This window comes from Siminovitchia sediminis (genome assembly GCF_042680885.1).
Classification (GTDB): domain Bacteria; phylum Bacillota; class Bacilli; order Bacillales; family Bacillaceae_C; genus Siminovitchia; species Siminovitchia sediminis.
In genome coordinates, this window is the sequence record NZ_JBHUEO010000113.1 from 60,469 (window position 1) to 84,169 (window position 23,701).

25 protein-coding genes are annotated in these 23,701 nt (G+C 44.0%); 22 read left to right on the forward strand and 3 right to left on the reverse strand.

Annotated elements, in window-relative coordinates; translation table 11 throughout:
* The first annotated feature begins 39 nt into the window (after positions 1-39).
* The 14 genes from ACFSCZ_RS18260 (at position 40) to sufB (ending at position 13,556) form a co-directional block, all read left to right on the forward strand.
* On the forward strand, positions 40-2,466 hold the full coding sequence (locus tag ACFSCZ_RS18260; RefSeq protein WP_380776100.1) for a 3-hydroxyacyl-CoA dehydrogenase/enoyl-CoA hydratase family protein: 2,427 nt from the start codon (positions 40-42) through the stop codon (positions 2,464-2,466).
* Positions 2,467-2,498: 32 nt separating this feature from the next.
* On the forward strand, positions 2,499-3,674 hold the full coding sequence (locus tag ACFSCZ_RS18265; protein ID WP_380776103.1) for an acetyl-CoA C-acetyltransferase: 1,176 nt from the start codon (positions 2,499-2,501) through the stop codon (positions 3,672-3,674).
* A gap of 22 nt (positions 3,675-3,696) precedes the next feature.
* On the forward strand, positions 3,697-5,481 hold the full coding sequence (locus ACFSCZ_RS18270; RefSeq protein WP_380776106.1) for an acyl-CoA dehydrogenase family protein: 1,785 nt from the start codon (positions 3,697-3,699) through the stop codon (positions 5,479-5,481).
* 337 nt (positions 5,482-5,818) lie between these two features.
* A complete protein-coding gene (locus tag ACFSCZ_RS18275) occupies positions 5,819-5,983 on the forward strand; it encodes a hypothetical protein (RefSeq protein WP_380776109.1) in 165 nt (54 codons plus the stop codon).
* 99 nt (positions 5,984-6,082) lie between these two features.
* Positions 6,083-6,445: an arsenate reductase family protein gene (locus tag ACFSCZ_RS18280; RefSeq protein ID WP_380776112.1), complete on the forward strand. Its 363-nt coding sequence runs from the start codon at positions 6,083-6,085 to the stop codon at positions 6,443-6,445.
* Between the two features lie 73 nt (positions 6,446-6,518).
* Positions 6,519-6,902: a glycine cleavage system protein GcvH gene (gene gcvH / locus ACFSCZ_RS18285; protein WP_380776115.1), complete on the forward strand. Its 384-nt coding sequence runs from the start codon at positions 6,519-6,521 to the stop codon at positions 6,900-6,902.
* A gap of 316 nt (positions 6,903-7,218) precedes the next feature.
* Positions 7,219-7,572: a toprim domain-containing protein gene (locus ACFSCZ_RS18290; RefSeq protein ID WP_380776118.1), complete on the forward strand. Its 354-nt coding sequence runs from the start codon at positions 7,219-7,221 to the stop codon at positions 7,570-7,572.
* A 9-nt stretch (positions 7,573-7,581) separates the two neighbouring features.
* Positions 7,582-7,899, forward strand: a complete 318-nt coding sequence (locus tag ACFSCZ_RS18295; protein WP_380776121.1) for a thioredoxin family protein — start codon at positions 7,582-7,584, stop codon at positions 7,897-7,899.
* A 123-nt stretch (positions 7,900-8,022) separates the two neighbouring features.
* Complete coding sequence (locus ACFSCZ_RS20180; protein ID WP_465270190.1) at positions 8,023-8,181, forward strand: YuzK family famiily protein; 159 nt, start codon at positions 8,023-8,025, stop codon at positions 8,179-8,181.
* A 187-nt stretch (positions 8,182-8,368) separates the two neighbouring features.
* Positions 8,369-9,151, forward strand: coding sequence for a Fe-S cluster assembly ATPase SufC (sufC, locus tag ACFSCZ_RS18300; RefSeq protein WP_380776124.1), 783 nt, complete (start codon positions 8,369-8,371; stop codon positions 9,149-9,151).
* 17 nt (positions 9,152-9,168) lie between these two features.
* The gene (sufD, locus tag ACFSCZ_RS18305; RefSeq protein WP_380776127.1) at positions 9,169-10,479 is read left to right on the forward strand and encodes a Fe-S cluster assembly protein SufD; all 1,311 of its coding nucleotides are present in this window, start codon (positions 9,169-9,171) and stop codon (positions 10,477-10,479) included.
* Positions 10,479-11,708: a cysteine desulfurase gene (locus ACFSCZ_RS18310; RefSeq protein WP_380776130.1), complete on the forward strand. Its 1,230-nt coding sequence runs from the start codon at positions 10,479-10,481 to the stop codon at positions 11,706-11,708. Before sufD ends, ACFSCZ_RS18310 begins: the two co-directional genes overlap by 1 nt.
* Complete coding sequence (sufU, locus tag ACFSCZ_RS18315) at positions 11,698-12,135, forward strand: Fe-S cluster assembly sulfur transfer protein SufU (protein WP_380776133.1); 438 nt, start codon at positions 11,698-11,700, stop codon at positions 12,133-12,135. The genes ACFSCZ_RS18310 and sufU overlap by 11 nt, the downstream gene beginning before the upstream one ends.
* Positions 12,136-12,155: 20 nt before the next feature.
* Positions 12,156-13,556, forward strand: a complete 1,401-nt coding sequence (gene sufB / locus ACFSCZ_RS18320) for a Fe-S cluster assembly protein SufB (protein ID WP_380776136.1) — start codon at positions 12,156-12,158, stop codon at positions 13,554-13,556.
* A 119-nt stretch (positions 13,557-13,675) separates the two neighbouring features.
* On the opposite strand, the gene ACFSCZ_RS18325 is transcribed toward sufB, so the two are convergent.
* Positions 13,676-13,798, reverse strand: a complete 123-nt coding sequence (locus ACFSCZ_RS18325) for a hypothetical protein (protein WP_380776139.1) — start codon at positions 13,796-13,798, stop codon at positions 13,676-13,678.
* Positions 13,799-14,430: 632 nt separating this feature from the next.
* On the opposite strand from ACFSCZ_RS18325, the gene ACFSCZ_RS18330 reads away from it, so the two are divergent.
* The 7 genes from ACFSCZ_RS18330 to ACFSCZ_RS18360 all read left to right on the forward strand — a co-directional run bounded on the left by ACFSCZ_RS18330 (position 14,431) and on the right by ACFSCZ_RS18360 (position 21,456).
* On the forward strand, positions 14,431-15,273 hold the full coding sequence (locus ACFSCZ_RS18330; protein ID WP_380776142.1) for a DUF72 domain-containing protein: 843 nt from the start codon (positions 14,431-14,433) through the stop codon (positions 15,271-15,273).
* A gap of 12 nt (positions 15,274-15,285) precedes the next feature.
* On the forward strand, positions 15,286-16,656 hold the full coding sequence (locus tag ACFSCZ_RS18335) for a bifunctional metallophosphatase/5'-nucleotidase (RefSeq protein WP_380776145.1): 1,371 nt from the start codon (positions 15,286-15,288) through the stop codon (positions 16,654-16,656).
* A gap of 69 nt (positions 16,657-16,725) precedes the next feature.
* Complete coding sequence (locus tag ACFSCZ_RS18340; protein WP_380776148.1) at positions 16,726-17,028, forward strand: YunC family protein; 303 nt, start codon at positions 16,726-16,728, stop codon at positions 17,026-17,028.
* A gap of 78 nt (positions 17,029-17,106) precedes the next feature.
* Positions 17,107-17,874 carry a sporulation protein YunB gene (gene yunB / locus ACFSCZ_RS18345; RefSeq protein WP_380776151.1) on the forward strand — a complete coding sequence of 256 codons (768 nt, stop codon included), beginning with the start codon at positions 17,107-17,109 and terminating at the stop codon, positions 17,872-17,874.
* A 179-nt stretch (positions 17,875-18,053) separates the two neighbouring features.
* On the forward strand, positions 18,054-19,613 hold the full coding sequence (locus ACFSCZ_RS18350) for a Na+/H+ antiporter NhaC family protein (protein ID WP_380776154.1): 1,560 nt from the start codon (positions 18,054-18,056) through the stop codon (positions 19,611-19,613).
* Between the two features lie 206 nt (positions 19,614-19,819).
* Positions 19,820-21,340 carry a sodium-dependent transporter gene (locus ACFSCZ_RS18355; RefSeq protein WP_380776157.1) on the forward strand — a complete coding sequence of 507 codons (1,521 nt, stop codon included), beginning with the start codon at positions 19,820-19,822 and terminating at the stop codon, positions 21,338-21,340.
* Positions 21,340-21,456, forward strand: a complete 117-nt coding sequence (locus tag ACFSCZ_RS18360; protein WP_380776160.1) for a methionine/alanine import family NSS transporter small subunit — start codon at positions 21,340-21,342, stop codon at positions 21,454-21,456. Before ACFSCZ_RS18355 ends, ACFSCZ_RS18360 begins: the two co-directional genes overlap by 1 nt.
* A gap of 37 nt (positions 21,457-21,493) precedes the next feature.
* Here ACFSCZ_RS18360 and ACFSCZ_RS18365 read toward each other — a convergent pair whose 3' ends face one another.
* Together ACFSCZ_RS18365 and ACFSCZ_RS18370 are read right to left on the reverse strand one after the other, a co-directional pair.
* A complete protein-coding gene (locus ACFSCZ_RS18365) occupies positions 21,494-22,468 on the reverse strand; it encodes a M23 family metallopeptidase (RefSeq protein ID WP_380776266.1) in 975 nt (324 codons plus the stop codon).
* A gap of 73 nt (positions 22,469-22,541) precedes the next feature.
* Entirely contained in the window at positions 22,542-23,186 is a 645-nt protein-coding gene (locus ACFSCZ_RS18370; RefSeq protein ID WP_380776163.1) for a YhcN/YlaJ family sporulation lipoprotein, read from the reverse strand.
* 114 nt (positions 23,187-23,300) lie between these two features.
* Here ACFSCZ_RS18370 and ACFSCZ_RS18375 point away from each other — a divergent pair, with 114 nt between their 5' ends.
* On the forward strand, positions 23,301-23,576 hold the full coding sequence (locus ACFSCZ_RS18375) for a YutD family protein (RefSeq protein WP_380776166.1): 276 nt from the start codon (positions 23,301-23,303) through the stop codon (positions 23,574-23,576).
* Positions 23,577-23,701: the final 125 nt, after the last annotated feature.

A 23,701-nucleotide genomic window follows, 5' to 3' on the forward strand; every position in this document is an offset into this window, starting at 1 on the left:
TAAATCAAACTTTTCGCAATGGATTTTTTTAACCATAAAATGAATGAGTGTTCATTCAAAGGGCGTAAAGGAGGAATTGCATTGTCATTTCGTATTCGGAAAGCTGCAGTCATCGGCTCTGGCGTCATGGGGTCCGGAATTGCAGCACACCTGGCGAACGTCGGTATTCCCTCTCTCCTATTGGACATTGTACCAAGTGAACTCACCGACAGAGAAAAGGCAAAAGGGCTGTCTCTGGAAGACAAGGAAGTGCGGAACCGCTACGCAGAGAAGGCGCTAAAAGGCCTTTTGAATCAAAAGCCTGCACCTCTGACGAGCAGAAAAAACGTTGGCCTGATTAAAGCCGGCAACCTGGAAGATGATATTGAAAAGCTGAGTGAGGCGGATTGGATTATCGAAGTGGTGGTCGAGAATCTCGATGCAAAAAAGCAAATATTTAAAAAGGTGGATCAATATAGAAAAAAAGGCTCAATAATCAGCTCCAACACATCAGGAATTTCTGTAGAGGCAATGTCTGAAGGCCTTTCCGAAGACTTTCAAAAGCATTTCCTCGGAACTCACTTTTTTAATCCGCCGCGTTATTTGAAACTATTGGAAATTATTCCGACCCAAAAGACAGATCCGGCGGTAGTTGCTTTTATGAAAACATTTGGAGAAGATGTGCTCGGCAAGGGAGTGGTCGTGGCCAAGGATACGCCTAATTTTATCGCCAACCGCATCGGAACATACGGATTGCTTGTTGCTGTCAATGAGATGCTCCAAGGAGGTTTCAGCATCGGGGAGATAGATTCCATTACCGGCCCGCTAATCGGCAGGCCTAAAAGTGCAACGTTTCGAACGCTCGATGTAGTAGGGCTGGATACGTTTATTCACGTTGCCAACAATGTTTATGAATCTGTTGAAGGTCATGAAAAAGACGTGTTCAAAGTACCGGATTTTATGAAGCAAATGCTTGAAAATGGCTGGCTTGGCAGTAAGGCCGGGCAAGGTTTTTATCTGAAAAAAGGTCAAGAGATCCTCCAATTAAACCCTCAGACCCTTGAATATGAGCCAAGAAAAAGACTGAAAACTCCCGGAGTGGAGATGGCGAAACGGGAAAAAGGCACGGCGCAAAAATTGAAAGCGCTTATTTATTCGAGTGATCCTGCAGGTGAGCTTCTTTGGAATATAACGGCTCCTGTCCTGATCATTTCTGCTGAATTGCTGGGAAACATTGCGGATGACCCTGTTTCAATTGACCAGGCAATGAAATGGGGATTTGGCTGGGAGCTGGGTCCGTTTGAAATGTGGGATGCGATTGGTGTGGATAAGGCAGTCGGAAAAATGGAGCAGCAGGGTTGGACAGTGCCTTCCTGGGTGAAAGAAATGCTGCATCAGGGTCACTCCACATTTTACAAAGAAGTGTCTGGTACTGAATATTATTGGGCAGGCCATGAATATAAAAATGTGGTCAAAAATCCAAAATTTATTGACTTGAAACTGCTGAAAAAACAGGGGAAGGTATTAAAAAAGAATTCCGGAGCCAGTTTGATTGATCTTGATGACGGGGTCGTCCTGCTTGAATTTCATTCCAAAAACAATGCTATCGGTTTTGATATTATTCAAATGCTCAATTATGCCATTGATGAGACAGAGCAGCACTATAAAGGGCTTGTTATCGGAAACCAGGGGAAGAACTTTTGTGTCGGTGCCAATATCGGTCTCATTTTAATGGCTGCTCAGGATGACGATTTATTTGAAGTGGATATGGTGATCCGTCAATTTCAAAAGGCAATGATGCGAATCAAGTACTGTGAAAAGCCTATTGTAACGGCACCATTCGGCATGACACTTGGCGGAGGTGCTGAGGTGTGTCTACCTTCCGCCCATATTCAGGCCTCCATGGAAACATATATGGGGCTGGTGGAAACCGGAGTAGGGCTCATTCCGGGCGGAGGAGGAAATAAAGAATTATATATTAAAACTTTAAAAAGCATGCCTCATGGCGTTGACTATGATTTGCAAAAAGTAGCGAATAAAGTATTTGAAACCATTGCTATGGCCAAAGTCTCTGCTTCCGGACAGGAAGCAAAGGAAAACAATTTTTTGAACAGGGCCGATGGAATTTCCGTAAATGGGGATCACCTGATTTATGACGCGAAGCATGCCGTTTTGGCTCTCCATGAACGAGGTTATCAACCTCCTGTACAGGAAAAAGTCCCGGTAACCGGTGAAACCGGATATGCAACGCTGCTTCTCGGTGCAGAATCTATGAGGCTTTCAGGTGCAATCTCTGAACACGATATGAAAATAGCAAAAAAATTAGCCTATGTTATTGCCGGAGGGAACCTTCCGTTTGGAACAAAGGTAGATGAACAATATTTACTGGATCTTGAAAGGGAAGCATTTTTGAGCCTTGTTGCTGAGTCAAAGTCGCAGCAACGGATGCAGCACATGCTGCTGAAAGGAAAACCGCTGAGAAATTGACCCATAGTTTAATAGAAATGAGGGAGGATCATATGCGTGAAGCGGTTATAGTCGCCGGAGCAAGAACTCCGGTCGGTAAAGCCAAAAAAGGCACACTTGCCGATACCCGGCCAGATGATCTCGGAGCTCTTGCTGTAAAAGAAACGTTGAAACGTGCAGGCAATTATAATGGGAATATAGATGATGTCATTATGGGCTGTGCGATCCCTGAGGCTGAACAGGGATTAAATATGGCGAGAAACATTGGTGCGCTTGCCGGCCTTCCTAAAGATGTTCCGGGAATGACAATCAATCGTTTTTGTTCGTCAGGACTGCAATCTATTGCATATGCTGCCGAAAGAATTATGGTCGGCTCTGCAGATACAATTATTGCGGGCGGGGCCGAATCGATGAGTATGCTGCCGATGTCCGGCCATATCGTCAGGCCCAATGCCAAACTCGTAGACTCGGCTCCTGAATATTATATGAGCATGGGTCATACAGCTGAAGAGGTAGCCAAAAGATTTGGGGTGTCCAGGGATGATCAGGATGCCTTTGCTGTAAAGAGCCATCAAAAGGCAGCAAAAGCGATAGCTGACAAAAAATTTGAAGATGAAATTGTCTCGGTAGATGTCATTTCAAGATCGGTTGGCCCAGATTATAAGGTGACTGAAGAACATATACAATTCTCGCAGGATGAAGGCGTCCGTCCGGATACCAATATAGAGGTATTATCAAAGCTTCGCCCCGTGTTTTCTATCACTGGCTCGGTGACGGCTGGTAATTCTTCGCAAACGAGTGACGGGGCTGCGGCAGTCATGGTAATGGATCGTGAAAAGGCCGATTCTTTGGGACTTCAGCCTATGATAAAATTCCGGTCATTTGCCGTCAGCGGAGTAGCCCCGGAAATCATGGGCGTAGGGCCTGTGGCAGCAGTTCCGAAAGCATTGAAAATTGCCGGGCTTGAACTTTCCGATATCGGCCTGTTTGAATTAAATGAAGCTTTTGCCTCGCAGGCTATTCAAGTCATACGGGAATTGGATCTGGATGAGGAGATTGTCAACGTAAATGGCGGTGCAATAGCGCTGGGACATCCGCTGGGCTGTACCGGGACAAAGCTGACGCTGACGCTTGCCCATGAAATGAAACGCAGGAATGTCCAGTTTGGTGTGGTAACGATGTGTATTGGCGGGGGAATGGGAGCTGCAGGTGTGTTTGAACTCCTATAATAATGAAACGGAGGAATGTCAGATGGCCAAAAAGACAGGGAGGCTCATCAAAGGCGGTGCTTTTTTAATAGAAGATATTGAAGCAGAGCAAGTGTTTACCCCTGAAGATTATACAGATGAACAAATCATGATAGCCAAAACCACAGATGACTTTGTAACAAATGAGGTCATGCCGCAGGTGGAGCAATTGGAGAACCATGAATTTGATCGCTCTGTGAAACTATTAAAAGAGGCCGGAGAGCTGGGACTTCTCGGTGCCGATGTTCCGGAAGAATATGGAGGCCTGGGCCTTGATAAAGTGAGCTCAGCACTCATTGCTGAAAAAATGGCAAAAGTAGGAGGCTTTTCAATTTCTCACGGTGCACATGTAGGGATAGGATCGCTGCCCATTGTACTGTTCGGAAATGAAGAACAAAAACAAAAGTATCTGCCTGCATTGGCAACTGGAGAAAAGCTGGCAGCCTATGCATTAACGGAACCAGGTTCCGGGTCGGATGCGCTCGGTGCAAAAACTGCAGCCACATTGAATGAGGACGGCACTCATTACATCTTAAACGGGGAAAAACAGTGGATTACCAACTCTGCTTTTGCGGATATCTTTATTGTGTATGCAAAGATAGACGGTGAGCACTTTTCAGCATTTATTGTGGAACGGGAGTTTCCGGGAGTTTCCACCGGGCCGGAGGAAAAGAAAATGGGAATCAAGAGTTCGTCCACCCGCACGCTTCTATTGGATCACGCTGAAGTGCCGGTTGAAAACTTGCTTGGTGAAAAAGGTAAAGGACACCGGATTGCCTTTAACATTTTAAATATCGGCCGGTATAAACTTGGAGTGGGAACGGTCGGTGCGTCTAAACGTGCTCTTGAAATTACACTGGAATATGCCAATCAAAGAAAGCAGTTCAACACCCCGATTTCTCACTTCAATCTGACAAAAGAAAAATTTGGTACTTTGGCTGCTGAAATTTATGCCGCGGAATCCTCCGTTTACCGGACAGTCGGCTTGTTTGAAGAGCGCATGAGCCGTTTGAGTGAAGAGCAAATTAAAAATGGGACGGAAGTGGCGAAGTCCATCGCCGAGTATGCCATAGAATGTTCATTAAATAAATTTTTCGGGACAGAAGTTCTTGACCATGTAGTGGATGAAGGCGTGCAGATTCACGGCGGGTACGGGTACATGGAAGAATATGAGATTGAAAGGGCTTATCGTGATTCCAGGATCAACCGCATCTTTGAAGGTACAAATGAAATCAACCGTCTACTCGTCCCGGGCACCTATTTAAAAAAGGCGTTCAAGGGAGAACTCCCTCTTCTTGAAAAAGCCCAGAAACTCCAGGAGGAGTTGATGATGTTAATGCCGGAAGAGCCGGATGATGAGCCGCTTGCCCAAGAGAGGCATTTAACAAATGGAACCAAAAAAGCCGCCTTGATGATTGCGGGACTGGCAGCGCAAAAATACGGAAAAGCGCTTGAAAATGAACAGGAGATCCTTTCACGAATGGCCGACCTTGTATCGCTTGCCTATGCCATGGAATCGGTTGTCCTGAGAACGGAGAAGGCGATAAAGCGGTACGGTTTGGAAAAGAGCAGACAAAAGCTGTTATATACTGAAATTTTCTGCCAGGATTCGATCACAAAGGTGGAACAGCTTTCAAGGGAATGCTTGGCGGCGATGGAAGAAGGCGATATGTACCGCATGATGAACTCAGCTCTCAGAAAGCTGACACGCCATACGCCGATCAATGCCATTGCCAAAAAGAGGGAGGCAGCGGACCGGCTGAGCGGAGCAGAAAAATATATTGTGTAACATACAAAACGAGCAAACAAACGGTTTGCTCGTTTCTTTATTCATAGTTCCCCGGTTTAAAAGGTCTATGATACCGTGCACTTTAAAGGAAAGGAGTCTTCACCCTGAAAGGAATTACACCTGTCTCTGTTAAAGGTCTATCGTATAAACCGATAGTAAAGTTAACAGAGCGGTTTCCTTCAGGAAATGCGGATCTGATTCAAGAAGCTCAATTGTTTTTAGATGATGCGGCTCCGTCGATTGCTGAGATCCCAAACGTAATAGAACTAGAGGGAACCGTCCAATTTCCACCCAACAGTTCCCTTCCACTTGGGATTTGTCTACAGCAAGGGCAAATGTGGTCATCCGGTACTTGACTGAAGAACACAAAATGGATGCAAATCTATTCAAAGCGGTCGGCTATGGCGAGTTTCGGCCTGTTTCAACAAATGACACTAAACAGGGCAGAAGCAATAATCGCCGTGTTGTTTTAATCATGACTAATGAGGAAATGCTGAAATAATAGTAGAAGAATAAAGAATAAAAAAGGTTTTTTCATGGAAGTGTCGAATATAGTGTAATATTGACACTCCAAGAACTTTAACGAAAGGAGGGTGATTGGATGCCGTTGACCGTTTATGCTTATCCGCGTTGCGGGACTTGCCGAAAAGCAAAGAAATGGCTCGATGATCACCAAGTGGCTTACAATGAAATACATATCGTTGAACATCCTCCTTCAAAAGAAGAGTTGAAGGAACTGTATGAAAAAAGTGGGCTGGAACTAAAGAAATTTTTTAATACCAGTGGAAAAAAATATCGGGAACTCGGCCTGAAAGATAAAGTGAAAGAGGCATCGGATGAGGAGCTGCTGGAGATTCTCGCATCGGACGGCATGCTGATCAAGCGCCCCATTGTCACGGATGGAGAAACTGTGACCGTCGGTTTCAAAGAAGAAACCTTTCAAGAAGTTTGGAACCGGGTATAGTAAGAACGTTTTCTTGCTTTCAATATGTACTTTATGTACATTTAAATAAGAATATAATGATGGAGGGATTTACATGAACACACCGGCAGAATTACGTTATTCAGAAGAGCATGAATGGGTAAAAGAAGAAGGAGAAAAGGTACGAATCGGTATTACTGATTTTGCCCAATCTGAATTAGGAGATATTGTATTTGTTGAGCTTCCGGATGTAGGAGATGAAGTAACAGCTGACGAACCTTTTGGCAGCGTTGAGTCTGTAAAAACTGTTTCTGAACTGTATGCTCCAGTCAGCGGAAAAGTGGTTGAAGTAAACGAAGATTTAGAAGACAACCCTGAATTTGTCAATGAATCTCCTTATGAAAAAGCCTGGATGATCGTTGTAGAACCTTCGGACCGCAGTGAGTTTGATAACTTGATGTCAGCTGAAGATTATGAGAAAATGACCAGTGAGGAATAAAATCGTATCGTAATTGGCATATGAACGTTACGATCCTGACAAAACAAAGGGATAAAATACGGAGGCTGCTTTCTTGCCGGCTCCATGAAATTTGTCCGGGCAACGTTCAGGCTGTCTTTGAAGGCAGCATCATTTTCTTGGTGGGCGATGGTCGTACATAAGCAGACAGCCTGGCTGCACCCAGTGGATCATGTTTCAATTTGCGGCTGGGGGTATAAGTTTAATCTTAAGCATGGTGGTTGAGACAAGTATAAAAGAAAAATGCGCCTTGGGACCAATATCCAGGGTGCGTTTTTTTTCAATTGGAGCGCATAGGATGAGTATACAGACAGACATTGTGATCATTGTAGAAGGTTTATCGGATAAAAAACGATTGACGCAGGTCATTAAAGACCCGGTTGACATTATTTGTACAAACGGTACAATCGGATTATCCAAGCTGGATGAGCTTATTGAGGAACTGGAAGGACGAGACATTTTTATTCTTGCAGATTCTGACCCCTCCGGTGATCGGCTAAGAAAGCAGTTAAAGCGAGAATTCCCCATGGCCAGGCACCTGTATATTGATCGTAAATTCAGGGAAGTGGCGACAGCTCCGCTGGAGCATTTAGCTCAGATATTATTAAGAGCAAGAATTGATGTTCATGCACAGTATCTTTATAAAGGATGAAACAACAATATGGAAGAGTGGACCAAAGAAGAGATTCGTCACACCATGGCCGAACAAGAGCACGCTTTTATTTATTTTTACACCCCCCTATGCGGAACATGCCAAGTGGCAGGAAGAATGCTGGAGATTGTTGAAAAAATTACGGATACATCCATCGGTAAGGCTGACTTGAATTATATGCCTGACCTGGCGATGGAGTTAAAGATTGAAAGTGTCCCTTGTCTATTCATTCTTCAAAAGGGTGTTCCGGCAGAAAAAGTATATGCTTTCCGCTCAGTACCCCATTTACTTGAAATCATCCGAGAATATATAGGAAACAACTGTTAATAGAAAGAATTCCGTTTAGATCACGCTTCATTCGGGAAGATAGAGAGTACCCGGGAAATCGGGTACCAAAAACGAAAGGAATGGTTTTTTATTCACCCCTTAAAGCTTCAATACACAACTGATATGGAAAAAGCACTTCATAAGGCACACGGTATCGGTTACGAAACGTACAGGCAGGACTGTGACAAAAGAATCGAAGTTGAAAAGCGCCGTGAAGAGGATTATGTGGAGTCGAGAATTGTGGCTGCGAATATAGGAGGGACCCTTTCGTCAAAAATGTAAATAAAATGAGGCTGATCTGTTAAAAATATACAGATCAGCCTATTTTTATTGAGAAGGTTCTCAAATAAACAAAGGTAATTTCATTTATTCCGGCTGCTTGTTGATAATTATTTTAAAATAAGCTAAGATGGAATAGTAATTAAAAGAAGATAGAGAGAAAATATTTCTAATTATGGAGGTAATGAGGATGGCTTCAACGTTAACAATCCAAGATCTTAATGTATCCATTGACGATAAAGAGATCTTAAAAGGAGTAAACATCAGTATAAATGGTGGAGAAGTCCACGCAGTCATGGGTCCAAATGGTACAGGGAAATCAACTTTAGCCTCTGCGATTATGGGCCATCCACGATATACGGTTACGAACGGAAGCATTACGCTTGATGGACAGGATGTGTTGGAAATGGAAGTGGACGAACGGGCACGTGCCGGTTTGTTTTCAGCCATGCAATATCCAAGTGAAATCAGCGGAGTAACAAATGCTGAGTTTTTGAGAACTGCTATGAATGCCCGCCGTGAAGAAGGGAAGGAAATATCTTTAATGAAGTTCATTAAACAAATGGACAAAGAAATGGAACTTCTCGAAATGGATCCTGACATGGCTCAGCGCTATTTAAACGAAGGGTTCTCAGGCGGAGAAAAGAAACGCAACGAAATCCTTCAACTATTAATGTTGAAACCAAAATTTGCCATACTTGATGAAATTGACTCAGGTCTTGATATAGATGCTTTAAAAGTTGTATCCAAAGGAATTAATAAGATGAGAGGCGATGATTTTGGGTGCCTCGTCATTACTCACTACCAACGGCTTCTCAACTATATTACACCAGACTATGTGCATGTCATGATGCAAGGCCGAATTGTGAAATCAGGCGGTCCTGAACTGGCTCACCGTCTGGAAGCAGAAGGTTATGACTGGGTAAAAGAAGAGCTTGGAATCGAAGACGAGACTGTTGGCCAAGAAGCATAAGTGGTAGGAGGATGGAAATGACAATTGATACGAAAATGACAATAGATCAAGATTATATTCGTTCTTTTTCCAGTAAACATGATGAACCTGCATTGTTTACCGAGTTGCGGCTAAAGGCTTGGGAACTGGCTCAAGACCTGCCAATGCCCAAACCGGACAAGACAAGAATTACAAATTGGAATTTTACAGAGTTTCCGAAACATGAAGCGGAAAGCACCACTTATCAATCGCTGGCGGATCTGCCGGAAGTGGCGAAATCAGTTGTACATGCAGATGACCGAAATCAGAACTTGTATATTCAACATAATCAGAAAGCTGCTTATCTGTCGCTTTCCGATGAATTGAAAAAGCAAGGAGTACTATTTACTGACCTTTTCACTGCGCTCCGTGAGCATGGAGATCTTGTAAAAAAATACTTCATGACGGATGCAGTAAAAGTGGATGAACATAAATTAACTGCTTTTCATGCAGCGCTGGTAAACGGCGGAGCGTTTTTGTATATTCCAAAAAATGTGGAAGTTAAGGAGCCTATTCAGGCTGTTTATATATTTGATGATAAGGAAGCGGCGATGGTCAATCATGTGATCATCGTAGCAGATGATCATAGTTCAGTGACCTATGTCGAGAACTATGTATCAACAAATGATGAAGTCAATAACATTGTCAACATTGTATCTGAAGTAATTGTCAATGCGAATGCACGTGTGGTTTATGGAGCGGTTGATACCATTGCCGAAGGGTCAACCGTTTATGTAAACCGCCGAGGGATCACAGGTCCGGATGCTGATTTGGATTGGGCGCTCGGGATGATGAACGATGGAAATACAATTGCCGAAAACAAAACCAATCTGATAGGCCAAGGATCCAAAGGAGATGCCAAAACGGTTGTTCTCGGCAGGGGAAATCAAACTCAAAACTTCACAACAAGTGTTATTCATTTTGGCAGAAATACGGAAGGGTTTATTTTGAACCATGGTGTCATGAAAGACGCTGCATCTTCGATTTTTAACGGTATTGGAAAAATTGAAAAAGGCGCATCAAAATCAAACGCTGAACAAGAATCACGCGTGCTGATGCTGAGCGAAAAAGCCAGAGGAGATGCAAACCCTATTCTGCTGATTGACGAAGATGATGTAATGGCAGGGCATGCGGCATCCGTAGGACGTGTCGATCCGGTACAGCTTTACTACATGATGAGCCGTGGTATTTCCAAAGCGGATGCTGAACGCCTGATCATTCACGGGTTCCTGGCCCCGGTTGTGGAAAAGCTGCCGATTGAAGCAGTAAAAAGCCAATTGACAGAACTCATCGAAAGGAAAATGCGATAATGATAGCGAGCGAAGTTAGGAAACAATTCCCGATTCTTGACCAAGAAGTCAATGGCCACCCGCTCGTTTATCTGGACAGTGCGGCTACTTCCCAAAAGCCTGTCCAGGTCATTGAAGCCATCGATGAATACTACAGGGGATATAACTCCAATGTTCACCGTGGAGTCCATACATTGGGTACAAGGGCAACTGATAAGTATGAAGGTGCCAGGGAAAAAGTAAGACGGTTTATCCATGCCTCTTCAACAGAAGAAATTATTTTCACCCGCGGAACGACAACAGCCATCAACACCATTGCGAAAAGCTACGGCCGGGCAAATGTTGAAAAAGGTGATGAAATTGTCATTACGTATTTGGAACACCACAGCAACATTATTCCATGGCAGCAACTGGCCAAGGAAAAAGGAGCAGAGCTTAAGTACATTCCTTTGCTGGATGATGGCTCTATCCACATGGAAGAAGCGAAAAACATCATCAATGAACGCACAAAAATCGTTTCAACTTCGCATGTGTCCAACGTTTTGGGAGTCATTAACCCTATCAAGGAATTGGCAGCCATTGCTCATAGTCACGGAGCTGTAATGGTAGTGGATGGTGCACAGGGTGCTCCGCATATGAAAGTGGATGTCCAGGACTTGGACTGTGATTTTTATGCTTTTTCAGGCCATAAAATGTGTGCACCGACTGGAATTGGTGTATTATATGGAAAGAAAGAGCATTTGGAGAAGATGGAGCCCGTAGAGTTCGGCGGTGAAATGATTGATTTTGTCGGATTATATGAATCCACATGGAAAGAGCTTCCCTGGAAATTTGAAGGGGGAACTCCAATTATTGCCGGAGCGATTGGTTTGGGAGCGGCCATTGACTTTCTTACTGACATTGGCTCTGAAGCGATTTTAGAGCATGAGCACAAGCTGGCCGCCTATGCTCTTGAAAAAATGTCCGAAATTGACAACCTGACAATCTATGGACCGCTGGAAGCTGAAAAACGCGCAGGAGTCATCACGTTTAATATCGAAGATGTTCATCCGCATGATGTGGCAACAGTGCTCGATTCTGAAGGTATTGCAGTGCGTGCCGGGCATCATTGCGCACAGCCCCTTATGAAGTGGCTGGATGTTTCAGCAACAGCAAGGGCAAGCTTTTATTTATATAACACTGAGCAAGACATTGACAGACTTGTTGAAGGCCTTGTTAAAACAAAGGAGTATTTCACGAATGTCTTTTAATAACCTTGATAGTCTATATCGTCAAGTGATTATGGATCATTATAAAAATCCCCGTAACAAAGGGTATGTAGAAGACGGAAGTTTGACGGTCGATATGAATAACCCGACTTGTGGGGACCGGATCCATCTCACAATGAAAGTCGAAGACGGAAAAGTAACTGATGCCAAGTTCGATGGAGAAGGCTGCTCCATTTCAATGGCTTCCGCTTCCATGATGACGCAGGCGGTGATCGGCCAGAATACGGAAGATGCCTTGAAATTATCGGAAATTTTTTCGGAAATGATCCAAGGAAAAGATATTGACGATGATGACCTGGATCTTGGTGATATAGAAGCTCTACAGGGGGTTTCGAAATTTCCGGCGCGGATCAAATGTGCAACATTGGCGTGGAAAGCGATGGAAAAAGGAATTAAGGAACAACAATAAAGAATGGAGGAATGGGATCAATGGCTAAAAATGCACCTCAAATAGGCGGCGAGTATAAGTATGGCTTCCGTGACCGTGACGTTTCCGTTTACCGCTCAGAGCGGGGTTTAACACGTGAAGTTGTCGAAGAGATCTCTAAAATGAAAGAAGAGCCTCAGTGGATGCTGGACTTTCGGCTTAAATCCCTGGAGCATTTTTACAAAATGCCTATGCCGCAGTGGGGCGGGGACTTAAATGCCCTCAATTTTGATGAAATCAGATACTATGTAAAGCCGTCTGAGCATACGGAGCGTTCTTGGGATGAAGTTCCTGATGAGATTAAGCAGACCTTTGATAAGCTGGGAATACCGGAGGCGGAGCAAAAGTGGCTTGCAGGGGTTTCCGCACAGTATGAATCGGAAGTGGTTTACCATAATATGAAAGAAGATCTCGAGAAAATGGGGATCGTCTTTAAAGATACGGATTCCGCTTTGAAGGAAAACGAGGATATTTTCAAGGAACACTGGGCAACTGTCATTCCTCCAACTGATAATAAATTTGCTGCGTTAAACTCAGCTGTCTGGTCAGGCGGATCGTTTATTTATGTACCGCCAGGTGTAAAAGTAGATACACCGCTCCAGGCCTATTTCCGAATTAACTCGGAAAATATGGGGCAGTTCGAGCGTACACTGATTATTGTGGATGAAGGAGCACATGTGCACTATGTAGAAGGGTGTACTGCACCGACTTATACTACAAACTCTCTTCACAGTGCGGTTGTTGAAATTATTGTGAAAAAAGACGGTTACTGCCGGTATACAACGATTCAAAACTGGGCCAATAACGTTTATAACCTTGTGACGAAGCGTGCTGTTTGCCATGAGCATGCAACCATGGAATGGATTGACGGCAACTTTGGTTCCAAGCTGACCATGAAATATCCTGCTGTTCTGTTGAAAGGTGAAGGAGCAAGAGGATTGACACTTTCCATTGCCATGGCAGGAAAAGGACAGCATCAGGATTCAGGTGCTAAAATGATGCACTTGGCGCCAAATACGACATCATCCATCGTTTCCAAATCCATGTCACAGCATGGAGGAAAAGTAACTTATCGTGGAATTGTCCACTTTGGCCGCAAAGCGGACGGTGCACGTTCAAATATTGAATGTGACACCATGATTCTGGATGACAAATCCACATCTGATACGATTCCTTATAACGAAATTCTTAATGACAATATTTCTTTGGAGCATGAAGCGAAAGTTTCCAAAGTTTCCGAAGAACAGCTCTTCTATTTGATGAGCCGCGGAATTAGTGAACAGGAAGCTGTAGAAATGATTGTCATGGGCTTCATCGAACCGTTTACCAAAGAGCTTCCAATGGAATATGCGGTTGAAATGAACCGACTGATCAAGTTCGAGATGGAAGGTTCTATTGGTTAATTCATACCAAACCCTTGTTGCATGAGGCAGCAAGGGTCTTTGTTTTATTTGCGGATGCTGTCTTCGTTAGCATCTGGGCAACTTGTTGAAAAAATAAAGCATCACGGATGTCTGGTTTATTAGTTATTTTGTTGTTCTTTTAACTCTTTCATTTCCTTTTCCAGGCGATCCAATCGTTCAAGAATCGGCTGGATGGCTTCATTTAATAACGTGCGTAATCTCTCCTGCTTTTCATGATCCATGATGCATACCTCCTAAGTAGGTTTGTTTACTGTTTTTATCATACCAAAAAGCCTCATGTAAATATGTGATATATGTCACAGTCTTGCTTGTGAGCAAGAAAAAAAGCCTGAAGGCTCGACTGCAGCGTATGGGTACACGGACAAATCGATTCTGGGCAGTCGCCGGCAAGGCCACGATCCTTCCGGCGCTGCAGTTACTAGCATGCAGCTAGGCTGTGGCTGTGCTTTTATAAAGAATACAGCATTTTCACTTAAATATTAAAATTATGGACTTGACCCGGGAGCCATTCTCGAGAGCTCGTTTTAATGAGTGTTTCATTAAAACGGTTACTTGAATTATCCACGAGTGCCCGTATAAGAAGAATTTTTTTAACAAGATCACTGGAGATCTGTACCGAGCCCCTAGTCATGCCCACCTTGCCGCTCGCAAGCCATAAGTGATTCGGTAAACAGTAAGTCTCTTGAATTACCAACCGGCTTCCGGCATAACTTAACAACTTACATATAACATGTATAAGCGTGGAGGATTCATGCCCCTGCAATGCAACCCGCCCCGGATTTTTATTTTGTTAAAGGGGAATACATGAAGGAGATAATAGAAGTGTTATGCTAAACTAAGAACAGGTGATTATATGATATATATAGGAGTAACCGGATGGGGAGACCATGATCTTTATCCCGCTGGAATGGCCTCCCGCGACAAGTTAAAGGAATATGCGGCTCATTTTCCAACTGTAGAGGTAGATGCTTCTTTTTATGCGGTGCAGCCCGCCCGCAATGTGGAAAAATGGGTGAAAGATACGCCCGCCGGTTTTCGGTTTGTGGTTAAAGCTTATCAGGGAATGACGGGGCACCAGCGGGGAGAGATTCCATTTTCCTCAAAAGAGGAGATGTTTCAGGCATTTAAGCAATCCCTCATCCCTTTTGTAGATAGCGGAAAGCTCGCGATGGTCTTGTTTCAGTTTCCTCCGTGGTTTGATTGCCGGAAAGAGCATGTAGCTTACCTGCGTTATTGCCGTGAGAAAATGGAAAATTATCCAATCGCATTAGAGTTTCGCAATCAGTCTTGGTTCTCAGCCGGATTCCGTGAACAAACTCTCCGGTTTATGGAAGTGGAAGGCTGGATTCACAGTATTTGTGATGAACCTCAAGCAGGTGAGGGATCCATCCCTGTTGTCCTTCAGGCGACCCATAAAGAAAAAACACTCGTTCGGATGCATGGCAGAAATACTGCCGCCTGGATGAAACCCAACGGAAAAAATTGGCGCGAAGTCCGGTATTTATATAAATATAGTCAGGAAGAGCTGGAGGAATGGAAAGCCCGTATCCAACAGCTTCAACAGGAATCCAAAGATATCTTTGTCCTGTTTAACAACAATTCAGGCGGAGATGCTGCCGGAAATGCAAAAGACCTTATTCAGTTGCTAAACATTAAATATGAAGGACTTGCTGCCAGACAGCTGGATTTGTTTTAAGGAAGTGTCATTGTGAGAGAAAAAATTCATATATACCATACGAATGATATTCACAGCCATTTTGATAAGTGGCCCAGGATCAGAAAGTTTTTAAAAGAAAGAAGAGCGATTCACGAAGCTGCCGGAGAAGATGTTTTTATCTTTGACATCGGAGATTTTGTCGACAGATGGCACCCATTCACGGAAGGAACCCTTGGAAAAGGGAACGTGGAGTTATTAAATGAAGTTGCCTACACAGCTGCCACTATTGGGAACAATGAAGGGCTGACATTGCCGAAAGAGGCCCTGGAACAATTGTATGATCGTGCACAATTTGACGTGCTTGCGGCGAATCTATACCTGCCGGACGGTTCCCGCCCATCATGGGCGATGCCCTATCGAATATACACGACCTCCAAAGGCACCACAATAGGCGTAACGGCAGCCACAGCTTTTTACCGCCCTTTGTATAAGCTTTTGGGCTGGGAGATGACGGAGCCGCTTGCAGAGCTCCGGCGGCAAATTACCGAACTGCAAAAAAAGGCGGATATAATTATTGTTTTATCCCATTTAGGCATGAACGATGACGAAGCCATTGCTAAAAGCAACCCGCGAGTCGATTTGATTTTAGGCGGGCATACCCATCACGTTTTTATGAATGGAAAAAAAGCAGGCCATACTTTGCTGGGGGCAGCAGGCAGGCATGGTGACTATGTTGGCTATATTGAGGGAGAGCTTAATACAGGGCCGTTTTTTTATAAGAAATTTACAGCATCCCTTTTCGAAACATCTATGTTGGAGAGTCCCCCAAATGCAGCAGGGTACATAAAGGAATTGGAGCAAACGGGAAAAGTCCTGCTTCAAACGGAAGTGGTCAGGCTGCCTGAACCGCTGAGTTATTCGTGGCTGGAGACATCGGAGCTTCCCTCTATTCTGTGTGAAGCTATATATAAGTGGTGTGAAGCAGATTGTGCATTGATAAATTCGGGACTGATTCTCTCTTCATTGGAAGGCAGCGTGACAAAATATGATTTGCACCGGATGCTGCCGCACCCGATCAATCCCTGTAAGGTTGAATTAACAGGAGCAGAACTGGCAGAAGTCATCGAAAGAGCAGAAGACAGTGATCTGAGTGAGTTAGAGTTTCAAGGGCTTGGTTTCAGAGGAGTCATGATGGGCAAATTCGTCTATCACGAAATCGTGTTTTGTGATGACGATACGATTTTAATAGCAGGGGAGCCGCTGAATCCGGAAAAAATGTATCATGTGGCTACCTTAGATATGTTTACGTTTGGGATATTTCTGCCACCCATCAAAAACGCCAGAAAAAAAATCTATTATCTCCCTGAATTTGTACGGGATGTCATGGAGTGGGAGCTGAAAAGCAGGTACGCCTCTCCATAACAGAAACCTCTCCTTGTGTAACTAATGATCCATCCTTTCATATCATGGATATTGGAAGGAGTGGTTGAAATGGTTCAAATTGAACCCGTTGTGATTGACGGCATGATGTTTGTTGCCTCGACTGTTCGTTTACCAAAAACCACGCTGCTTACTATATCTAATGAAAAAGGTTATATCATGTGTGGAGCTCTGGATGTTGGCCTGTTAAACGATAAGCTGAAAGATAGAGGTGTCATTGCCGGCAGAGCTGTCGGCGTCAGAACGATACAACAGCTGCTCGATGCTCCTTTGGAGTCAGTCACGTATAGGGCCGCGGAGCTTGGCATTACCCCCGGAACAACAGGACGCGAAGCCTTGTTGAAAATGTCTTGATAAATTCTGGTCTCCATTTCATAAACTAAGCACTATATTCCCCCCTCAGCCGCATATATTGTACGAGGGGGGATCCTATTGGCTCGATTTCGCGCACGGAAAACCAGGCGGGGGCCATTGCCTTTCCGCTATGTATTATTGCTGTCATTTGTTTTCTTCATTTTTTCCACAGCCGCAGGATTGTGGGTTGTTAATAAAGGAATTAAACCAACTTTAACAAGTTATGCAGAATCCCAGACGCGAAAAATTGCACCGATGGTTGTCAGTAAAGCAGTGAAGGATGTCATTCCCAACGTGAAAGATATAAGGGAAGTAACGGAAATTGTACCGGATGGAGTCGGAGGCAGAACAGTTCAATTTAAAACAGATATTATTAATGAAATACAGGCAGATATAACGAAAGCGATTCAAATGAATTTAAGACAGGCTGAAAAAGGAGATCTGGCTTCTCTCCAGGCAGAGACAGGTGTAGAATTTTCCTACGATCAATCTGCCGAAGGTGAAGGCATTGTATATTCCTTTCCATTGGGTCAGGCGACGAATAATGCCCTCCTTGGAAACTTGGGGCCGAGAATCCCGATTCGTTTTACCCCTGTAGGCAGTGTAGATACAGACGTTCAAACAAAGGTGGAGCAATATCCAATTAACAATATGTTCGTCACTGTCACCATTCAAGTGGATGTTACAGTACAAATTATTATTCCTTTTGGGACAGAGCAAACAAATGTACACCAGGAAGTACCCATTGCGATTGGTCTGTATCCAGGAGAAGTACCGCAATTTTATAATAATAGCGGTACAATGAATCCTTCCATACAATTTCCAGAAACTCCACAGTCGCCATAATATTGTCAACAGCCTTCAAGGATGATATGATACATCCGATAGCAAATATTTCGTTTTACGGGATAACAAAAGAGAAGCACGATTGCATGGTGAGCCACCCTTGGTGTGGTTTTTTCTTTTGTTTAAAATTATTCAATCATCTCGAATCCAGGTATACAGCAAGAACAGGGGGAACACGTATGGAGCAGTCGGCCCTTTCATTATTACCGCCCATTTTGGCCATCCTGATGGTCATCCTGACTAGAAAAGTCCTGTTGTCTCTGGGGGCAGGTATCGTCGTTTCGGCTCTATTGTTGGGAAAAGGGAACATAGCTGAGTCTTTTTCTGTTTTATGGAAATCTGTACAGGGTGTCTTTATGGAAGACGGCGGAATCAATACATGGAATATGTATTTATTGTCGTTTCTCTTTTTATTGGGTGCCCTTACTGCTCTGGTCAACATGGCCGGAGGAACAAAGGCGTTTGGAGAGTGGGCTGCCGCCAGAGTAAAAAGCCGTATCGGCGCACAATTATTGACCATCGGATTAGGTATCATTATTTTTATAGACGATTATTTTAACGCTTTGGCAGTGGGCCAGGTTGCCCGGCCCATCACGGACAGGCACCGTGTATCGAGAGCAAAGCTTGCATACTTGATCGACTCTACATCAGCACCTATTTGTGTCATTGCACCCATCTCAAGCTGGGGTGCTTATATTATCGGTATTATTGGAACAGTATTTGCGACACACCAAGTCACAAACCTTTCAGCGTTCACCGCTTTTATACAAATGATTCCGATGAACCTGTATGTCTGGGCAGCGCTGGGACTCGTCTTTGTTATCACTGTCTCCAATGCTGATTTTGGCTTAATGAAAAAACACGAAAGCCGTGCACTAAAAACTGGGGTCCTCTATGATCCCGATACTGTGATTCCGGGGCAGATGAAGGAGAGTCTGCCTACGAGTGATCATGGGACTATTGGTCATTTATTCTGGCCTATTGCTGCCCTTTTCGCGGGTACACTTGCTGTAATTGTGTGGACAGGGGTGAAAGCGAGTGAAAGAGGGGCTTCCCTCATGGAAATTTTCGGTAATGCAGATGTGTCCCTTGCTCTCGTTTTGGGGGGGATTTTTGCGTTATTGATTGCGGTGGCGCTCTTTTTCCGTCAAAAAGCAGTAAACAAGTCCATCAATGTTTCACACCTTTTGAAAGGGATTCGAGCGGGCATGGCCTCTATGCTCCCGGCAGTACTCATATTAATTTTTGCCTGGATTATGATCACATTGATTGAAGATTTGGGTACAGGAGAGTATCTCGGTAATGCCGCAGCACATTCGCAGCTGAATATCGCCTTTTTGCCGGTGATTTTATTTATTGTTGCCGGGCTTGTCGCTTTCTCTACAGGGACATCTTGGGGAGCTTTCGGCATATTGCTTCCGATAGCAGGACAGATTGCTGCAGCAACGAGTATGGAACTGCTGTTGCCAGCACTTGCAGCGGTTCTCGCAGGATCGGTGTTTGGTGATCATTGTTCACCTATTTCAGATACGACCATTCTCTCATCGACAGGAGCGGGCTGCAATCATATGGATCATGTGCTGACACAGCTGCCGTACGCCTTGCTGTCAGCACTGATTGCAGGAGCCGGTTTTATCGTCTTGGGCTTAACCAAAAGCACACTCTTGGGACTGGTAACAGTGGCAGTGCTGCTGGCCATCATGGCCTTCGTAAAAAAGGATAAATCACTGCATGAATAAGACAGGCAGCCAAGCTGCTCCGCGTTAAGGACAAATGGAGCATCTTTAAAAGGCTGTCTTTTTTATTTTAATATAATTTCAGGAAATCATTTTATAAATGAAAATGATTTTTTTATTTTGACAAAAAAAGGATGAATGGCTATACTATTTTTATAGTTTGAATATTTTCAGACTATTCCAAGAAAATTTAAAAAGGAGGTTTTTAAATGGAGAATCGTGCGCAATTTGGTTCAAGAGCCGGTTTTATTTTTGCTGCTGTCGGTTCTGCGATTGGACTTGGGAACATTTGGCGTTTCCCTGCTGTTGCGTATGATAACGGAGGAGGAGCATTTTTTCTGCCATATTTGTTTGCCTTGCTGACTGCCGGAATACCATTGTTAATTTTGGAATTTACTATTGGGCACAAATATCGCGGCTCCGCACCGCTTTCTCTGGCAAGGGTCAGCAAAGGTGCAGAATGGATTGGCTGGTGGCAAATCGGTATATCTTTTGTCATTGCTACGTATTATTCAGTTATTATCGCATGGGCATTTGCTTATACGTACTTTTCATTTAATTTGGAATGGGGAAGCGATACAACCAACTTCTTGATCGCTGATTATCTGCAGGTGGGCGAAACATCTTCAATGGGAAGCTTTGTTCCGGCTGTTTTGATTCCGCTTATTTTAGTGTGGGCTCTTGTATTGGGTATTTTATTTGCAGGTGTTAGAAAAGGAATTGAAACCGCTAACAAAATTATGATCCCCATGCTTGTCGTATTATTTATGATTATTGTTATTCGGGCGTTGACCTTGGATGGAGCAGTTGATGGGTTGAACCAATTTTTCAAACCCGATTGGAGTAGCATTTTTAATGGTAAGGTGTGGGTTGCAGCCTACGGACAGATTTTCTTCAGTTTATCCATTGGATTTGCCATTATGATTACTTATTCAAGTTATTTGCCGAAGAAGTCTGATATTACCAACAGTGCATTCATTACGGGTTTTGGCAACTCCGGTTTCGAACTTCTTGCAGGATTCGGTGTATTCGCAGCACTAGGTTTTATGGCTGCTCAACAAGGAGCAGGTATCAATGAAGTGGTTCAAAGCGGAGTGCTGTTGGCCTTTTCCGTCTTCCCGACGATTATTAATGAATTACCAGGATTCCAGCATATATTTGGGGTATTATTCTTTCTCTCCTTATCCTTGGCGGGACTGACCTCTCTCATCTCTATCGTGGAAACCTATATGGCCGGTATTCAAGAAAAATTTAATGTATCCAGGACAACGGCTGTCATATTTGGAGGCGGACTGACAACGCTGGTCTCGCTTGCTTTTGCTACCCAAAACGGTTTAAACCTGTTAGATGTGGCCGATTACTTTATCAACCAATTTGGAGTAGCGATGGCAGGGTTATTTGAAGTCATCTTCATTGCATGGTTTGCCAAACAGTTAAAACCGCTTCAATCCTATGCCGATTCAGTTTCAGACATACGTCTTGGAGCCTGGTGGAGAATTTCGTTATCCATCATTACCCCGGTTGTCCTCGGTTATATGATGTTTGATAACTTACGCCAGAATCTTGTAGGTGATTACGGCGGAGGGGATTATCCAAGGGAATTCCTTTTCCAATATGGGTGGACAGTAGCTTTGGGTGCCATGTTCTTTGGTATCCTCATGTCATTAAAACCATGGAAAGGCCAAGATTTGAACTATGCTTCTAAAGCAGACGAAAGGGAGGCGGGCTAATGAGCGGCAGTGCGTTGGCTATGATGATTATCGGAATCGTAATTATTTGGGGCGGCTTCGGAGCAAGTGTCGCTCTTGCGATTTCCAAGTCAAAGGAAGCAAAAAGAAAAGCATGAATGTAAATGAAGCTTTGGGGATATATTGCCCCAAGCTTCATTTTTTTCTTTCGAGCCGTTCCCAAGCTTTTAGATGGGGATAGGGATCGAATGACCATTCTTTTTTTCCATTATCTTTATACATGCCATAATGAAGGTGAGGAGGAAATTTTCCGGAAGTTCCAGGAGGACCGTATCCCGAGCTTCCAACACTTCCGATCACATCACCAGGTTTCACAACATCACCGATTTTCAAGTCATCAGCAAATCCGCTCAGATGTGCGTAATAGTGATAAGTATTGTTTAAATCTCTGATTCCCACGCGCCAACCGCCATATTTATTCCAGCCTTTTAATTCAACAACTCCGTAGGCAGCGGAGCGGACAGGTACGCCATAATCAGCAAAAATATCGGTTCCTTCATGAATTCTTCTTCCCCCCCAGCCTCTTCGGTCGCCCCATGTATTATGGTACGTATAATTCCATCCTTTAGGAATAGGGAAAGCTCTCTCATTCAGATCAATCCGATTCATTGTCCTGTATATTTTAGCATTGGTCATAATGGCGCCAACAGTTTTATCTCGTTTATAGTAGTTCCACAAGGCAAGGCGCACCCGGGCATCATCGACTCCGTACCTTGATATATAGTCCGCAGCTGCATAGAGGACATCTTCTTCATTTTCCCTATCAGCGATTCCGTCTCCATTTCCATCTTTCCCCATTCCATGAAAAAAACTGATGGATAATGGGGATTGATCCTCCTGGTCAGGGTTTAGAGGTCCCGACCATTGCTCAGGCTCGAAATACATGCCGTGGATACCGTCGGGCTTGGGCAAATCATCCCTTACATGGCGGATACTTCGCTCATATTGATCGATGGCTGCAATAAAAAACCATGGAACGCCTGTAGCTGCTTCATTCTTTTTGTATAATTCCATTCGTTTTTCATAAATTTCTGCATCCGTCATTTCTTTTGCATTTACAGTCACTCCTGTAAATAGTATAAAAAATATGGCAAAAACGATGGTTTTCATAGCAGGGGTCACCTCCATCCCTGAAAAATAAGCTGGCCCATGACGGTCACGGGCCAAAGCTTTCAGGGCTGTTTTATCTGGATTGCTTAATCCGGTCTTCTTTTGTTTCACCATTTTCATTTTCCAAATCGCTCATAGGCCGACCCTGTGGTGAACTTTCCTTCATCATCCGAACAGTGTCTTGGACAGCTGTATTTTTGTCGGCTGAGTACGGATCCATAGAGCCGATATTTTCAACATATTGCCTTAAAGCCGGATCATCAGAGACATACACATGATACCAGCGAGGAACAACGGACATCGCGGTTTTCTTTACTTGGTCTGCAGTCTCAAATCGGGATTTATTATCCGCTTGATCGATTTTATATGAAATCAGTACTTCTGCATCTGTAACCACAACACTGGTTTCATGGACATTTGGAAGTGCAACGACCATTTTACTGATCATGCCGGCTGTTTTTTCCCTATTGATTCCATCTTCTTTTCCGATTTCAGCAGTATCCCCAGGCACAGGACTTTTGACTTCTCTGACGAAACCGTAGTTAGTATCATTATTGGAGGGGTTGTAGAGATCGTTTCTGTCATCTCTGTTCAGCGTGTTGCCGCTCTCCTGGTAAACCCCGTCATTTCGCTCTGCCAGTTCATGGTCTTCATTGGCCGCACAGGCACCCAGGACCATCCCGCTTAAAAGAATCGCTGGAATGAATGTTTTTTTCATCATTACACCTCCTCTGGATTAGGATGCTTCAATCCTCAGTTTTTTTACTAGAAATTGTTGCCGTTTAAGTTATAATTTAAGAAGGAAATGGATCATAATAAGCGGGTGAGAAAAATGTTTGCTATACAAAATAAGCAATACGAACTTGTTGAAAATGTCAGGGACGGCTTTAATGAGGAGGCGCTGAGAGCCCGCTTCAGTGATATATTAGTGAAGTACGATTACATCGTTGGGGATTGGGGATACGGCCAGCTGCGCTTAAAAGGCTTTTTTGCGGACGACCATCAAAAAGCCACGTACGATACAAAAATCAGTACCCTTGACGACTATCTATACGAGTACTGTAACTTTGGCTGTGCCTACTTTGTACTGAAAAAGGTGGAGCGGTAAAAAGAAAAGCGCAGGGCGGCAGCCCAGGGGCGACAAGCGCTGGAGACAAAACCAGTGAAGGCGTAGTTTGCCTTCATGGTTTTGTTGAAGCGACCTCGAGCCCCTGCCGCCTGGAGCTGGACAAA

Excerpts from the sequence above, each read along its gene's own strand:
- ACFSCZ_RS18260 (WP_380776100.1), top strand. The coding sequence starts at position 40 with ATGAATGAGTGTTCATTCAAAGGGCGTAAAGGAGGAATTGCATTGTCA.
- ACFSCZ_RS18265 (WP_380776103.1), top strand. The coding sequence starts at position 2,499 with ATGCGTGAAGCGGTTATAGTCGCCGGAGCAAGAACTCCGGTCGGTAAA.
- ACFSCZ_RS18270 (WP_380776106.1), top strand. The coding sequence starts at position 3,697 with ATGGCCAAAAAGACAGGGAGGCTCATCAAAGGCGGTGCTTTTTTAATA.
- ACFSCZ_RS18280 (WP_380776112.1), top strand. The coding sequence starts at position 6,083 with ATGCCGTTGACCGTTTATGCTTATCCGCGTTGCGGGACTTGCCGAAAA.
- gcvH (WP_380776115.1), top strand. The coding sequence starts at position 6,519 with ATGAACACACCGGCAGAATTACGTTATTCAGAAGAGCATGAATGGGTA.
- ACFSCZ_RS18290 (WP_380776118.1), top strand. The coding sequence starts at position 7,219 with ATGAGTATACAGACAGACATTGTGATCATTGTAGAAGGTTTATCGGAT.
- ACFSCZ_RS18295 (WP_380776121.1), top strand. The coding sequence starts at position 7,582 with ATGGAAGAGTGGACCAAAGAAGAGATTCGTCACACCATGGCCGAACAA.
- ACFSCZ_RS20180 (WP_465270190.1), top strand. The coding sequence starts at position 8,023 with ATGGAAAAAGCACTTCATAAGGCACACGGTATCGGTTACGAAACGTAC.
- sufC (WP_380776124.1), top strand. The coding sequence starts at position 8,369 with ATGGCTTCAACGTTAACAATCCAAGATCTTAATGTATCCATTGACGAT.
- sufD (WP_380776127.1), top strand. The coding sequence starts at position 9,169 with ATGACAATTGATACGAAAATGACAATAGATCAAGATTATATTCGTTCT.
- ACFSCZ_RS18310 (WP_380776130.1), top strand. The coding sequence starts at position 10,479 with ATGATAGCGAGCGAAGTTAGGAAACAATTCCCGATTCTTGACCAAGAA.
- sufU (WP_380776133.1), top strand. The coding sequence starts at position 11,698 with ATGTCTTTTAATAACCTTGATAGTCTATATCGTCAAGTGATTATGGAT.
- sufB (WP_380776136.1), top strand. The coding sequence starts at position 12,156 with ATGGCTAAAAATGCACCTCAAATAGGCGGCGAGTATAAGTATGGCTTC.
- ACFSCZ_RS18325 (WP_380776139.1), bottom strand. The coding sequence starts at position 13,798 with ATGGATCATGAAAAGCAGGAGAGATTACGCACGTTATTAAATGAAGCC.
- ACFSCZ_RS18330 (WP_380776142.1), top strand. The coding sequence starts at position 14,431 with ATGATATATATAGGAGTAACCGGATGGGGAGACCATGATCTTTATCCC.
- ACFSCZ_RS18340 (WP_380776148.1), top strand. The coding sequence starts at position 16,726 with ATGGTTCAAATTGAACCCGTTGTGATTGACGGCATGATGTTTGTTGCC.
- ACFSCZ_RS18350 (WP_380776154.1), top strand. The coding sequence starts at position 18,054 with ATGGAGCAGTCGGCCCTTTCATTATTACCGCCCATTTTGGCCATCCTG.
- ACFSCZ_RS18355 (WP_380776157.1), top strand. The coding sequence starts at position 19,820 with ATGGAGAATCGTGCGCAATTTGGTTCAAGAGCCGGTTTTATTTTTGCT.
- ACFSCZ_RS18360 (WP_380776160.1), top strand. The coding sequence starts at position 21,340 with ATGAGCGGCAGTGCGTTGGCTATGATGATTATCGGAATCGTAATTATT.
- ACFSCZ_RS18365 (WP_380776266.1), bottom strand. The coding sequence starts at position 22,468 with ATGAAAACCATCGTTTTTGCCATATTTTTTATACTATTTACAGGAGTG.
- ACFSCZ_RS18370 (WP_380776163.1), bottom strand. The coding sequence starts at position 23,186 with ATGAAAAAAACATTCATTCCAGCGATTCTTTTAAGCGGGATGGTCCTG.
- ACFSCZ_RS18375 (WP_380776166.1), top strand. The coding sequence starts at position 23,301 with ATGTTTGCTATACAAAATAAGCAATACGAACTTGTTGAAAATGTCAGG.